The organism is Vibrio sp. SALL6 (assembly GCF_002002385.1).
Classification (GTDB): domain Bacteria; phylum Pseudomonadota; class Gammaproteobacteria; order Enterobacterales; family Vibrionaceae; genus Vibrio; species Vibrio parahaemolyticus.
Window position 1 is genome coordinate 23238 of the sequence record NZ_MQVK01000036.1, and the last position, 13796, is coordinate 37033.

Genomic DNA, 13796 nt, shown 5'->3' on the forward strand with positions numbered 1-13796 from the left:
CACTACACGGCTTGAGCCGTGAGTTGTTTCAGCAATCGGTCCATCGCGCGATACCCGAGCGCTTCCGCCAAATGAGAACGTTCAATCTGCTCAGCACCTTCTAAATCCGCTATCGTGCGAGCCACTTTAATGATGCGATGATAGGCACGAATCGATAACCCCAGCCGATGTAGTGCAGTTTCGAGAAATTCCGCATCGCTTTTTTGCAACGGGCAAAATGCCTCAATTTCACGGCTGCCGAGTAGTGCGTTTACTTTGCCGTTTCGATTGAGCATGCTCTCGCGAGCAAGACTGACGCGCTCTTTAACGAGTTCCGTGGGTTCACCTCGGTCACCACCTTCCGCCAACGTGCCTTTCGGTAAGGATGGAATTTCTAACGACATATCAAAACGATCGAGAAGCGGTCCCGATAAACGACCTAAGTAACGCAAAATAGCTTGAGGGTTAGTGCGAGCTTGATTCCCTTCGTAATAGCCAGTTGGGCTTGGATTCAACGCGCCCACCAGCTGAAAACGAGCAGGAAAACGCGTTTTTCCTTGTGCGCGCGAAATGATGATCTCACCCGATTCCAGTGGCTCTCGTAACGAGTCCAACACTTTACGGTCAAACTCCGGCATTTCATCAAGGAACAATAACCCATTGTGAGCCAAAGAAATCTCTCCCGGTCTTGGCACCGAGCCACCACCAACTAATGCAGCCATCGAACTGGAATGGTGCGGCGCACGAAACGGACGCGACTTCCAGTTGTGCTCATTAATCTCACTTTGCGTCAGTGATGCGACTGAAGCCGTTTCCATCGCTTCTTCGTCGCTCATCTCCGGCAGTAAGTCGCATAAACGCGATGCCAGCATGGTTTTTCCTGTACCAGGAGGACCAAGAAAAAGTAGGTTGTGGTTTCCAGCCGCCGCAATTTCTAGAGCACGCTTGCCTTGTTGCTGGCCAATGATGTCTTGTAGATCTCGACCATGCTTTTCAACCGTTTTTCGCTTCGGAGTTTGATAAAGATTGAGACGATGCTGACCACATAACTCCGCACACACCTCAAGTAAGGATTGCGCTGACTTATGTTGCTCTTTGCCCACCAGCGCCGCTTGATCGCCATTGACATGAGGCACCACCAAATGACGTCCTACTTTGCTTGCAGCCAACGCGGCAGGAAGCACACCTTTGACAGGTCTTAATCCTCCAGACAGGGCTAATTCGCCAACAAATTCGTAGTTTTTGAGCCTATCTGTCGCGATTTGCTCTGAAGCCGCCAAAATACCCAATGCGATAGGCAAATCAAAACGTCCGCCTTCTTTAGGTAAATCCGCCGGGGCCAAATTGACCGTAATGCGCTTGGCTGGAAACTGGAAATTTGAGTTGATGATCGCACTGCGTACACGATCTTTGGATTCCTTTACCGTAGTCTCCGGCAACCCAACGAGAGTAAAGCCGGGCATGCCATTACTGATATGCACTTCCACACTAACTGACGGCGCTTGCACCCCGACACTTGCCCGACTATGAATGATTGCCAGCCCCATAAACTCCCCAATCTATTGAACACTATATAAACAAATGTTTTATCTATGTGGTTATGTTATATACCGCGTCCAAATTGAGAGTTAATGTGAAAAAAGAATGACTTTTTGCTTGTCATGCAGCGGATTTGTGTGATACCACTAATGACGCAAACATTTTCGTAGAACATTACACAATACTATTTAACGAAAAAAGAACGACAGACAGATGAACCTATTCGCTCACATCAACACACTGCTAGCCCTGATTATCGTGGTCATTATTGGCACCGCGCGGGGGCTTGTGGGCGAAAGGTAACCACAAATTACAAAAAACCCCCGCGCTGAAAAGTCCGGGGGTTTTTTTACAACTACAAGTTGTCATCTGTCTAACCCTCGGACAGTTTAACGGGAAGAATGGGAGCGCACATGAAGTGCAACACACATGGCAATCGCTACGAGCCACAACGTAGCAAAGGAGGTTTACGATGACTGGTGCACAACTTGTCGTAGCCGCTTTAAGACAGCAAGGCATCAAGACGGTGTTTGGTTATCCCGGTGGAGCCATCATGCCAATCTATGATGCCTTGTATGACGGGGGTGTCGAGCACATCTTATGCCGTCATGAACAAGGGGCCGCCATGGCCGCCATCGGTATGGCTCGATCCACTCAAGATGTTGCCGTGTGCATGGCAACTTCCGGCCCTGGGGCCACCAACCTTGTTACCGGCCTAGCCGACGCTTTCCTTGATTCCGTTCCTTTGGTAGCCATCACAGGTCAGGTTGCCAGCTCTCATATCGGTACCGATGCGTTCCAAGAAATGGATGTTATTGGTATGTCTCTCGCCTGTACTAAGCATAGTTATCTCGTTACTGACATTGAAGATCTTGCCCCTACGCTAGCCGAAGCGTTTGAAGTGGCCAAAACGGGTCGTCCGGGCCCGGTCATTGTCGATATTGCGAAAGATGTTCAGCTTGCTCAAGCCCCAACAGAATTACTGCCACCTTACGTTGCACCTGAAATCGAAGACGTCAGCGCTGAAGACATCAAACGCGCGCAAGACGTACTGGCGGCGTCCACTCGCCCGGTATTGTATGTCGGCGGCGGTGTGCAGCTTGCGAAAGCAACAGATGCAGTGAGAGAGTTCTTACGTCTGAACCCGATGCCAGCGGTAAGCACTCTGAAAGGCTTAGGTACGATTGAACGCCATGACCCTCACTACTTAGGCATGTTGGGTATGCACGGTACCAAAGCGGCCAACCTTGTGGTTCAAGAAGCGGATCTGTTGATTGTCGTAGGTGCGCGTTTTGATGACCGTGTGACGGGCAAACTAGATACCTTTGCGCCGCACGCCAAAGTTATTCATATCGACATCGATGCGGCCGAAATCCATAAGCTTCGCCACGCAAACGCACCACTGCGAGGCGACATCAATACCATTCTTCCTCAATTGGAGCTGACTCAAGATATCTCATCGTGGGTTCACCATAGTGAAAGTCTGCGTAGCGGCTTTAAGTGGCGTTACGACCACCCTGGCGAACTTATCTACGCGCCGCTGCTGCTTAAGCAGTTATCTGACATGATGCCAGACAGCGCCATAGTCTCGACTGACGTAGGCCAGCACCAAATGTGGGCAGCTCAGCACATTCAGCCACGCGATCCGCAAAACTTCATTACTTCCGCAGGCTTAGGCACCATGGGGTTTGGTTTGCCAGCAGCAATGGGCGCATCAGTCGCGCGTCCGGATGATCAGTCTATCCTTATTACAGGTGACGGTTCATTCATGATGAACGTACAGGAGCTAGGCACGCTAAAACGTCGCCAAATTCCAGTGAAGATTGTTCTCCTAAACAACCAACGTCTTGGCATGGTTCGCCAATGGCAATCACTGTTTTTCGACGGTCGCCACAGTGAAACCATTCTTGATGACAACCCAGATTTCGTGATGTTGGCAAAAGCCTTCGACATTCCGGGCAAAACCATCACCAAGAAAGAAGAAGTCGAACCTGCACTTAAAGAGATGCTAGCGAGCGAAACTTCTTACATGCTTCACGTTTTAATTGATGAAGAAGAAAACGTGTGGCCACTTGTACCACCTGGTGCATCAAACAGTGATATGTTGGAAAACACGTAGGAGACATCACATGGACAGATATTTACTCGACATCAAAGCCGACGACAAACCGGTACTGTTAGAGCGCGTTCTACGTGTGATTCGTCACCGAGGCTTTGTGATCAAACAGGTGGCCGCTACTCAAAACCACGAAAGTAAAGTAGCCAGCGTCGAGATCATCGTCGACAGCGATCGACCAATCTCGTTTTTGATCAATCAAATTGAGAAGTTGTGGGACGTTCGTAAAGTTGAGGTGCTGAAAATCCGCAACGATGAACTGCCAAATCACAACTTACAACAACACGTAAGTGCATAAGGAAGGCAACAAATGGCAACGAAAACTGCAGATTTCATTTGGTTTAATGGTGAGATGGTTCCATGGGCAGAGGCGAACGTGCATGTTCTCACTCACGCCATGCATTACGGCACCTCGGTATTTGAAGGGGTACGCTGCTACAACACACCAAAAGGCCCAATTGTCTTCCGTCACCGTGAACATGCACAGCGTTTAAAAGATTCCGCCAAAATTTACCGCTTCCCTATTCCATACTCTGTTGAAGAAATCATGGAAGCAACGCGTGAAACTCTGCGTCAAAACAAACTCGACAGCGCTTACATTCGTCCATTGGGATTTGTGGGCAATGTCGGTTTAGGTGTGTGTCCTCCAGTAGGCACCGAAATGGAGCTAATCATCGCGGCGTTCCCATGGGGCTCATACCTTGGTGAAGAAGCACTAGAAAAAGGCGTGGATGCGATGATTTCAAGCTGGAATCGCGCGGCACCTAACACCATCCCTACCGCAGCAAAAGCGGGTGGTAACTACCTTTCTTCACTACTCGTTGGTGGTGAAGCACGTCGTCATGGTTACGACGAAGGTATCGCACTGAGTGTTGACGGTTACTTGTCAGAAGGCGCGGGCGAAAACATCTTTGTCATCAAAGATCGCGTGATCACCACACCACCAGCCACCAGCGCTATCCTACCGGGCATCACTCGTGACTCGATCATGACCATTGCTCGCGATAAAGGTTACGAAGTCCGTGAAGCTAACATTGCCCGCGAAGCGCTATACCTTGCGGATGAAGTATTCATGACCGGTACCGCAGCAGAAGTTGTGCCTGTGGCCACCATCGACAAAATTGAAGTGGGCAGCGGTAAACGCGGTCCGATTACCAAAGAATTGCAAGAAGCCTACTTTGGCCTATTTAACGGCACCACGGAAGATAAGTGGGGCTGGTTAGACTATGTGTACCCAGAGCAGCAGTAAGAAGGATTTAAGAAATGCCAAAATATAGATCAGCAACCACCACACATGGTCGTAACATGGCGGGAGCTCGTGCGCTCTGGCGTGCAACCGGTGTAAAAGACGAAGATTTCGGTAAGCCAATCATCGCCGTGGTGAACTCATTCACTCAGTTCGTACCAGGCCACGTACACCTTAAAGATTTGGGCCAACTTGTTGCTCAAGAGATTGAAGCGGCAGGCGGTATCGCAAAAGAATTCAATACCATCGCCGTCGATGATGGCATCGCAATGGGTCACGGCGGCATGCTTTACTCGCTGCCATCACGTGAATTGATTGCCGACTCGGTCGAATACATGGTTAATGCGCACTGTGCAGATGCCATGGTGTGTATCTCTAACTGTGACAAAATCACTCCAGGGATGCTGATGGCGTCAATGCGTCTCAACATTCCAGTTATTTTCGTATCTGGCGGCCCAATGGAAGCGGGCAAAACCAAGCTTTCAGATCAGATCATCAAGCTAGACCTTGTCGATGCCATGATCCAAGGTGCCGATCCAAATGTGTCTGACGAACAAAGCGAACAGATCGAACGCAGTGCATGCCCAACGTGTGGATCGTGTTCAGGCATGTTCACCGCAAACTCAATGAACTGTCTGACAGAAGCTCTGGGTCTGTCTCAGCCAGGCAACGGCTCGCTGTTGGCCACGCATGCCGATCGTAAAGAGCTGTTTATCAATGCAGGTAAACGCATAGTTGAACTCACCAAACGCTACTACGAGCAAGATGACGAAACGGCTCTACCACGCAATATCGCGACCAAAGCCGCATTTGAAAACGCGATGGCACTCGACATCGCAATGGGCGGTTCGACCAATACGGTGTTACACCTTTTAGCTGCAGCGCAAGAAGGTGAAGTCGATTTTGATATGACGGACATCGACCGCATGTCTCGCCAAGTACCCCACCTGTGTAAAGTGGCTCCTTCAACGCAGAAATACCACATGGAAGATGTACACCGTGCGGGTGGCGTTGTCGGTATCCTTGGTGAACTGAACCGTGCAGGTCTGCTGCACAATCAGTCTAAGACCGTACTAGGTCTGACTTGGGAAGAGCAGCTAGCCAAATACGACATCATGCTGACCGATTCAGAAGAAGTGAAATCATTCTACCGTGCAGGCCCTGCGGGTATCCGCACCACACAAGCATTCTCGCAAGATTGTCGCTGGGATACCCTCGATGATGACCGCGCGGAAGGCTGTATCCGAACCAAAGAAAACGCGTTTAGCCAAGATGGCGGCCTTGCCGTTCTGAAAGGCAACATCGCGCTGGATGGTTGTATTGTAAAGACTGCTGGTGTGGACGAAAGCATCCTGAAATTTACAGGCCCTGCGGTAGTGTTTGAAAGCCAGGAAGATGCGGTAGACGGCATCCTTGGCGGCAAAGTGAAAGCGGGCGATGTGGTTGTGATTCGCTACGAAGGTCCAAAAGGTGGCCCGGGCATGCAAGAAATGCTCTACCCAACCACTTATCTAAAATCGATGGGCTTAGGTAAAGAGTGTGCGTTATTAACTGACGGCCGCTTCTCTGGTGGTACCTCTGGTCTGTCTATCGGCCATGCTTCTCCAGAAGCCGCCAATGGCGGTGCGATCGGCTTGGTTCAAAACGGCGATTTGATTGCGATTGATATTCCAAATCGCAGCATCTCTCTTGATATCTCTGAACAGGAACTTGCAGAGCGCCGCGTAAAACAAGACGAACTGGGTTGGAAACCAGCAAATCGTCAACGTGAAGTGTCTTTCGCCCTAAAAGCGTACGCCAGCATGGCAACCAGTGCTGACAAAGGTGCAGTACGAGATAAATCGAAGCTAGAGGGCTAGCCATGATGGAATCTCAACCCGAAAAAAAAGCGAATCAATCTGGCGCAGACTATCTGCGCCAAATCCTTCGCGCACCTGTTTATGAAGTCGCAACAGTAACGCCGCTGCAAGAAATGCCTCGTTTATCTGCACGTATCGGGAATAACGTACAGATCAAGCGTGAAGACCGCCAACCCGTACACTCGTTCAAACTGCGCGGTGCCTACAATATGGTGGCAAGCCTAACTGAAGCACAGAAAGCCGCGGGGGTGATTGCAGCATCGGCAGGCAACCACGCTCAAGGCATGGCACTGTCTGGCACCAAGCTAGGTATCAAAACCACGATTGTTATGCCAAAAACCACACCAGACATCAAAGTCGATGCGGTACGCAGTTTCGGTGGCAATGTGGTGCTGCACGGCAGCAACTTTGATGAAGCCAAAGCCGAGGCCGAACGCTTGTCAGAACTACATGGCTATACGTTCGTGCCTCCTTTCGACCACCCTTTGGTGATCGCAGGTCAAGGCACCATCGGCATGGAAATGCTGCAGCAAAATGGTCATCTCGACTACATCTTCGTGCCAGTTGGAGGCGGAGGCTTGGCGGCTGGTGTAGCGGTTCTGGTCAAGCAACTGATGCCAGAAATCAAAGTCATCGCCGTCGAACCGGAAGACTCGTCTTGTCTGAAAGCGGCGCTTGATGCTGGTGAACCGGTGGTGCTCGACCAAGTCAGCATGTTTGCCGATGGTGTGGCGGTAAAACGCATCGGTGAAGAAACGTTCCGCTTGTGTCAGAAATACATTGATGGTCATGTGGCGGTTTCAAGCGATGAAATCTGCGCTGCCGTAAAAGACATTTTTGAGGATACTCGCGCGATTGCTGAACCTTCCGGGGCGCTTGCGCTTGCTGGCTTGAAGAAGTTTGTTGAGCAAAACCAACTGGAAAACAAAAACCTTGCCACGGTGTTGTCTGGCGCGAATACCAACTTCCATGGTTTACGCTATGTTTCAGAGCGTTGTGAATTAGGTGAGAAGCGTGAAGGTCTATTAGCCGTGACGATTCCAGAACGCCAAGGCGCTTTCTTTGAATTCTGTAATCTGATTGGCGGCCGCGCTGTCACCGAGTTTAACTACCGTTACAACGATGATGAACTGGCGAATATCTTTGTTGGTGTACGCCTGCAAGGCGGTCAGGAAGAGCTGGATAACATCATTCGCGATCTACGCGAAGGTGGCTACCCAGTCGTGGATTTGTCCGACGATGAAATGGCCAAACTGCACATTCGTTACATGATCGGTGGCAAGCCCTCTAAACAGCTGAAAGAGCGTCTCTATAGCTTTGAATTTCCTGAGTATCCAGGCGCACTATTGAAGTTCTTAAGCACGCTTGGCACCCATTGGAACATCAGCCTATTCAACTACCGTAACCACGGCGCCGACTACGGACGCGTTCTATGTGGTTTCGAGTTAGATGAAAGCGATTTAGCCCAATTTTCAACGCATTTACGAGAACTTGGCTACCAATGTAAGGATGAAACCGATAATCCATCCTACAAGTTTTTCTTGTCTTAATTCGCCTTATCAACACCTCGCTGCAGCGAGGTGTTTTGTTTCCAATTTACGGTTTCATGGACCAAGTGATGAGCTAATACTGAGATCGGATGATTCTTTTGACTAACACTGCAACCAATCTTGATGCAACTGATTCGGTGATCCTAAATAATCCACCATCCATTGGATCAACTTATGATCGTCATCTTTACGCCATACCAAACAGCATCGGCTCAATGGCTTGTCATCTTGCAGCAGTTTCTCCACCAGCACACCTTCATGAATAAGTGGCATCGCAATATGACGCGGCATATACCCGACTCCAACGCCATTTTTTAAACATTCAATCGCACTGTACCAATTGGGCAATAATAAACGACGCTGCTTGGCATAGTGACCTGTGTGTCGTTTTGGCAGTACGTTCGATGTGTCATCCAGACAAATCGCGGGGAACTGGCTAACAAACTCTTCGGTGAGAGCCTGCTGACGTACACAAGGATGAGCAGGCGACATGACAAACGCCCAATCCAACACACCCATGTCTTTCACTTCGAAATCCCCGCCGACCGGAACTGCTGAAGTGGCTCCGACTACGATGTCGGCACGACCTTGAGCGATCGCCTCCCAAGAGCCGTTAAAGACTTCCATGTTGATTTGCAGTTCCGCAAATTCAAACTCTCGATAAAAATCTTCCACTAGCGGCTTGAGCTTTTCGAGCTTCACTACGTTATCCAGCGTCAGTTTCAGCGTTGTTTTCCAGCCGTGCGCAGCGCGACGAGTTTGTGCTTTCACCTCTTCCATCTGACGCAGTAACGAGCGAGCTTCAGCCATGAATAGCTCACCCGCTGGTGTTAATTCAACTTTTCTTGGTAAGCGGCGAAATAGCACGACGTCCAAATCCTGCTCTACCTGTCGCACGCCATAGCTGATCGCCGAAGGAACTTTGTGAAGCACTTCAGCAGCGGCCGTGAAACTGCCTAACCGAGCAACCGTATCGAGCATTTCCAATGATGCTTTGGAGAACATGATTTCTGACCTTTCAAAAAATTTGATTGATAACCAACAATTTTAGCGTTTTATTTTCTCAAAATCGAAAAATAGAATAATAAGGTAAATAAATCAGGGTTGGCGCCAACTGATATTGATTAAAAAATGATTAAATAATTTGATTGGTTGAATCATGAAAATATCAAAACTACAGCTCGTTTATCTTGCAGCTTTATCCATGCTTGGCTTTGTTGCCACTGACATGTACTTACCTGCGTTCAAAGCGATGGAAATCGACTTTGCTACAGGTCCCGAACAAATCGCACTTTCTCTGACCGTATTTCTTGTAGGTATGGCTTTTGGTCAGTTGATGTGGGGATTGGCATCGGATAAATTTGGTCACCGCAATACGCTGGCCGCAGGTCTGGTACTCTTTACCATTGCCTCATTCGGCTTAGCATTCTGCGATGAAGTTTGGCAGCTACTGACACTGCGCTTTGTGCAAGCAATCGGCGTGTGTGCTCCTGCGGTTATCTGGCAAGCGATGGTAATCAAGCGTTACTCCAGCAGTAGCCAGCAAATTTTTGCAACCATCATGCCGTTGGTGGCACTATCACCAGCACTTGCACCTCAACTGGGTGTGGTTTTAGCGGATAGCTTTGGTTGGCACAGTATTTTTATCGCATTAACGCTTGTTGGCGTGGTGCTGGTTGCTGCCACCATGGCACAAAAGAACGAACAAGCCGAAATCAAACAAACCAGCATGTCTGCGGATATTAAAGCGTTACTAGGTTCAAAAACTTACCTAGGTAACGTGTTTATGTTCGCAACCGCGTCGGCAGCGTTCTTTGCTTACCTTACTGGTATGCCAGAAATCATGTCTCAACTCGGCTACGAAGCAAAAGACATCGGTTTGAGCTTTATCCCACAAACCATTGCTTTCATGATGGGTGGTTACCTAGGTAAAGTTGGTGTTCGCAAATTTGGTGATGAAAAAATTCTACGTCAGTTGATCGGTTTATTCAGTGTTGCCGCGTTGCTTATCTTTGTAGCTTCGCAGTGGGAATTGACCTCCATCTGGCCAATCCTAGCGCCATTCTGTCTGATTGCGGTAGCGAATGGTGCGTTGTACCCAATCGTAGTAAACCGTGCATTGGCAAGTGCGAAGCAAAGCCCTGCAACCGCAGCTGGTTTGCAAAACAGCCTGCAAATTACCGTGAGCAGCCTATCAAGCGCATTAGTTGCCGCGATGGCAAGCCAAGCTCAAATGGTTACGGGCGTGGCAATCGTCATTTGTATGGGTGGTTTGTGGATGGGTTACATTTTGTCGAATCGTGAACTATCTAAGCATTTCACTACACCTGACAACGCTCGCGTCGTCAGCGAAGATGAACTTTAAGTCTGTACTTCAGTCCATCCGATCATAATAAGAGCCGCGTAATGCGGCTCTTTTCATTTATAAACTTTTCAGTCCCCACTTCTGAGCAGTCTGCTTAAAGAAACCTTGTGTTTTTTTTAACTCCACCCAGTGATTGATGTAGTTAATCCAGACTTGGTCGTCTTGTGGTAACAACATGGCTATTGGAGTCGGTCTGCGAGGAGCTTTCACTGGCACAATCGCCAACTGTTTGAACTTGTCCACCAGCGTAGCCGCTTCCACATTGGAAGTCACAGACACATCCGCTCTGCGAGCCAACAGCTCTTGGAAATCACGCGCGGGGGCTTCAATCACAATATGCTGCGCCGATGGGAAGAACTCTTTCACCATTTTTTCTTGTACCGTACCTAACGTCGCAGCCACTTTCACATCGGGTTTATTAAAATCCGCCCAATCCGAGAATTTGGCGAGGTCTTTTTTCTGCACCACTGGCACAAACGCCAAGTAGAAATAGGGTTGGCTATAACCAGCCACCTTCGCACGCGACATGTTTAAAGACGCACTGCCAGTGATGTCGTACTTGTTGGCCGTAATGCCATTAACCAGCGTTTTCCAATCGGTGGCAACGTACTCCACTTTGACACCCAAATCTTTAGCAAGCTCAGTTGTGACATCAATATCAAAACCACGATAACTGTTCGTGGCTGGATCTTTCATTGTCATCGGATTCCAGTCCCCAGTCGTCCCTACTCTCAACACGCCTTTATCCAGAATCTCTTGAAGACGGCTCTGAGCATGAACAACTTGAGTGACCATAAGCAGACATATTCCTAGCGCAAACAAAATCTTTTTCATTTTTATTCCCTTAAAAATAATGACCTTATACGGTTTAATTATTAACCTTTATTACAACCCCATTGATAACATAGCAGTAACAATGGAAGTTTTTTAGTTAATTCAGGGAGTAAATGTGACCTTTCGAACTCTATGGCTGATTTCGCTGCTGTTGTTAACGGGTTGCTCAGATTACCAATGGGGCTGGTATGTACTCGACCCGTCAACGGAACAAGGGATAACCAACCTAAAGTTTTTAGTCGCGGGGTTTAATGACACCATTCAAGTGTCACTCTTGAGTATGTGTTTTGCCATGACACTTGGGCTGCTGATTGCGTTGCCTGCACTTTCTCGCTCACCAACGCTCAAATGGATGAATCGCATCTACGTTGAGGTGATCCGCTCAATCCCAGTATTGGTGTTGCTCTTATGGGTTTACTACGGCATGCCAACGCTGCTCGATGTCTCTCTCAATCATTTTTGGGCGGGGGTAATTGCACTGACTATCGCTGAAAGTGCGTTTATGGCAGAAGTATTTCGCGGTGGGATTCAAGCGATCAACCGAGGTCAGCATGAAGCGGCAGAATCACTTGGTTTGAATTATTGGCAGAAGATGCGCTTGGTGATTCTTCCGCAAGCATTTCGACAAATTTTACCGCCGTTAGGGAATCAGTTTGTCTACGTCCTCAAAATGAGTTCTCTGGTGAGCGTAATCGGTTTAAGTGACTTAACGAGACGTGCCAACGAGTTGGTGGTGAATGAGTACTTACCGTTAGAAATTTATACCTTCTTGGTTCTGGAGTACTTGTTGCTCATTCTATTCGTTTCTCAAGCAGTACGTTGGTTAGAAAAGCGTATCGCGATTCCCAGTTACTGATACTTGCACTAAAAACGACAAAGCCGCTCTCACTGGAGCGGCTTTGATAATTTAGCTTTTAAGCTCAGGTAACGCTTACTTTTGCTTAACTGGACGTTGCCAACCAGTGATCTTACGCTCTTTAACGCGAGTGATCACTAACTCACCCTCTTCCACGTCTTTAGTCAATGTGGTACCTGCACCGATAGTGGCACCATCAGCAATAGTGACAGGTGCCACCAGCTGGCTATCAGAGCCAACAAACACGTCGTTACCAATGATAGTCTTGAACTTATTTGCGCCATCGTAGTTACACGTAATCGTGCCCGCACCGATATTAGTGCGTTGGCCGATTTCCGCATCACCAAGGTAAGTCAGGTGGTTTGCTTTAGAGCCTTCACCAATGCGCGCATTTTTCACTTCCACGAAGTTACCGACGTGCGCGTCGTTACGTAGCTCAGCACCAGGACGCAAACGAGTGAATGGACCGACGGTACACTCTTCACCAACGGTTGCGCCTTCAATCACACTGTAAGGACGAACGATAGTATTATCGTCGATTTCACAATCTTTCAGCACACAACCAGTGCCGATAATCACGTTATCACCCAGCGATACGTTACCTTCAATGATCACGTTTGCATCGATTTCACAATCCATACCGCACTGAAGCTCACCACGTAAGTCAAAACGCGCAGGGTCACGTAGCATCACACCTTGTTCAAGTAGTTTTTGTGCTTGCATCGATTGGAACGCGCGCTCTAGACGAGCAAGTTGAGCGCGATCATTAACACCTTCTACTTCAATGGCATTCACTGGGTGAACCGCTTCAACGGCACGCCCTTCGTCGTGCGCAGCAGCAATAACGTCTGTTAGGTAATACTCACCTTGAGCATTGTTGTTGTTTAAGCCTGACAACCAACGCTTCAGATCTTCACCAGTCGCAACCATTACGCCAGTGTTGATCTCTTTAATTTGCTTTTGTTCTTCGCTTGCGTCTTTTTGCTCAACGATAGCAACCACTGGACCATTTTTACGAATGATACGTCCGTAACCGGTCGGGTTATCGAGCATTACAGTAAGTAACGCGATGCCACCTGTTGGTTGTGCATCAAGTAGGTTTTCAATGGTTTCAGGAGAAATTAGTGGGACATCACCATAAAGAACTAGGATCTTTTCATCGTCTTCGAAACGTGGAGAAGCCTGATCCACCGCGTGGCCAGTACCAAGCTGATCCGCTTGAAGTACCCAGTTGACAGTCTCATCGGCAAGTGTGGTTTGCATTTGATCACCACCGTGACCAAAGACTAGATGGATGTTTTGTGCGCCAAGGCCAGTACAAGTATCGATAACATGTTTAACCATTGGCTTCCCTGCCAAAGTGTGTAGCACTTTAGGCATATTTGAGTGCATACGGGTACCTTTACCCGCTGCAAGAATCACAGCACTGAATTTCATTGATAACCTATTGAC

Annotated in this window: 11 protein-coding genes; 7 read left to right on the top strand and 4 right to left on the bottom strand. The window is 48.6% G+C overall.

The window, feature by feature from the left end; genetic code table 11:
- Positions 1-2: 2 nt before the first annotated feature.
- Positions 3-1526: a YifB family Mg chelatase-like AAA ATPase gene (locus BIW15_RS20945; RefSeq protein ID WP_005481190.1), complete on the bottom strand. Its 1524-nt coding sequence runs from the start codon at positions 1524-1526 to the stop codon at positions 3-5.
- A 464-nt stretch (positions 1527-1990) separates the two neighbouring features.
- Here BIW15_RS20945 and ilvG point away from each other — a divergent pair, with 464 nt between their 5' ends.
- Genes ilvG through ilvA form a run of 5 tightly spaced genes read left to right on the top strand, consistent with a single transcriptional unit; the run spans position 1991 to position 8289 of the window.
- A complete protein-coding gene (ilvG, locus tag BIW15_RS20950) occupies positions 1991-3637 on the top strand; it encodes an acetolactate synthase 2 catalytic subunit (protein ID WP_005497439.1) in 1647 nt (548 codons plus the stop codon).
- A 10-nt stretch (positions 3638-3647) separates the two neighbouring features.
- Entirely contained in the window at positions 3648-3932 is a 285-nt protein-coding gene (ilvM, locus tag BIW15_RS20955) for an acetolactate synthase 2 small subunit (RefSeq protein WP_005378958.1), read from the top strand.
- 12 nt (positions 3933-3944) lie between these two features.
- Entirely contained in the window at positions 3945-4883 is a 939-nt protein-coding gene (gene ilvE / locus BIW15_RS20960; protein ID WP_015297538.1) for a branched-chain-amino-acid transaminase, read from the top strand.
- A 14-nt stretch (positions 4884-4897) separates the two neighbouring features.
- Positions 4898-6739, top strand: a complete 1842-nt coding sequence (gene ilvD, locus BIW15_RS20965) for a dihydroxy-acid dehydratase (RefSeq protein WP_077281570.1) — start codon at positions 4898-4900, stop codon at positions 6737-6739.
- Between the two features lie 2 nt (positions 6740-6741).
- Positions 6742-8289 (top strand): threonine ammonia-lyase, biosynthetic, encoded by a 1548-nt coding sequence (gene ilvA, locus BIW15_RS20970; protein WP_029795615.1) that lies wholly within the window; start codon positions 6742-6744, stop codon positions 8287-8289.
- 102 nt (positions 8290-8391) lie between these two features.
- Here the strand turns inward: ilvA and punR are convergent, their stop codons facing one another.
- Complete coding sequence (punR, locus tag BIW15_RS20975) at positions 8392-9294, bottom strand: DNA-binding transcriptional activator PunR (RefSeq protein WP_025605020.1); 903 nt, start codon at positions 9292-9294, stop codon at positions 8392-8394.
- A gap of 154 nt (positions 9295-9448) precedes the next feature.
- On the opposite strand from punR, the gene punC reads away from it, so the two are divergent.
- A complete protein-coding gene (gene punC / locus BIW15_RS20980; RefSeq protein WP_077281571.1) occupies positions 9449-10654 on the top strand; it encodes a purine nucleoside transporter PunC in 1206 nt (401 codons plus the stop codon).
- Positions 10655-10711: 57 nt separating this feature from the next.
- Here the strand turns inward: punC and BIW15_RS20985 are convergent, their stop codons facing one another.
- A complete protein-coding gene (locus tag BIW15_RS20985) occupies positions 10712-11488 on the bottom strand; it encodes a transporter substrate-binding domain-containing protein (protein ID WP_024703791.1) in 777 nt (258 codons plus the stop codon).
- A gap of 115 nt (positions 11489-11603) precedes the next feature.
- On the opposite strand from BIW15_RS20985, the gene BIW15_RS20990 reads away from it, so the two are divergent.
- Complete coding sequence (locus BIW15_RS20990; RefSeq protein ID WP_005456023.1) at positions 11604-12344, top strand: amino acid ABC transporter permease; 741 nt, start codon at positions 11604-11606, stop codon at positions 12342-12344.
- Between the two features lie 75 nt (positions 12345-12419).
- Here BIW15_RS20990 and glmU read toward each other — a convergent pair whose 3' ends face one another.
- Positions 12420-13781 carry a bifunctional UDP-N-acetylglucosamine diphosphorylase/glucosamine-1-phosphate N-acetyltransferase GlmU gene (glmU, locus tag BIW15_RS20995; protein ID WP_077281572.1) on the bottom strand — a complete coding sequence of 454 codons (1362 nt, stop codon included), beginning with the start codon at positions 13779-13781 and terminating at the stop codon, positions 12420-12422.
- Between the last annotated feature and the right edge of the window lie 15 nt (positions 13782-13796).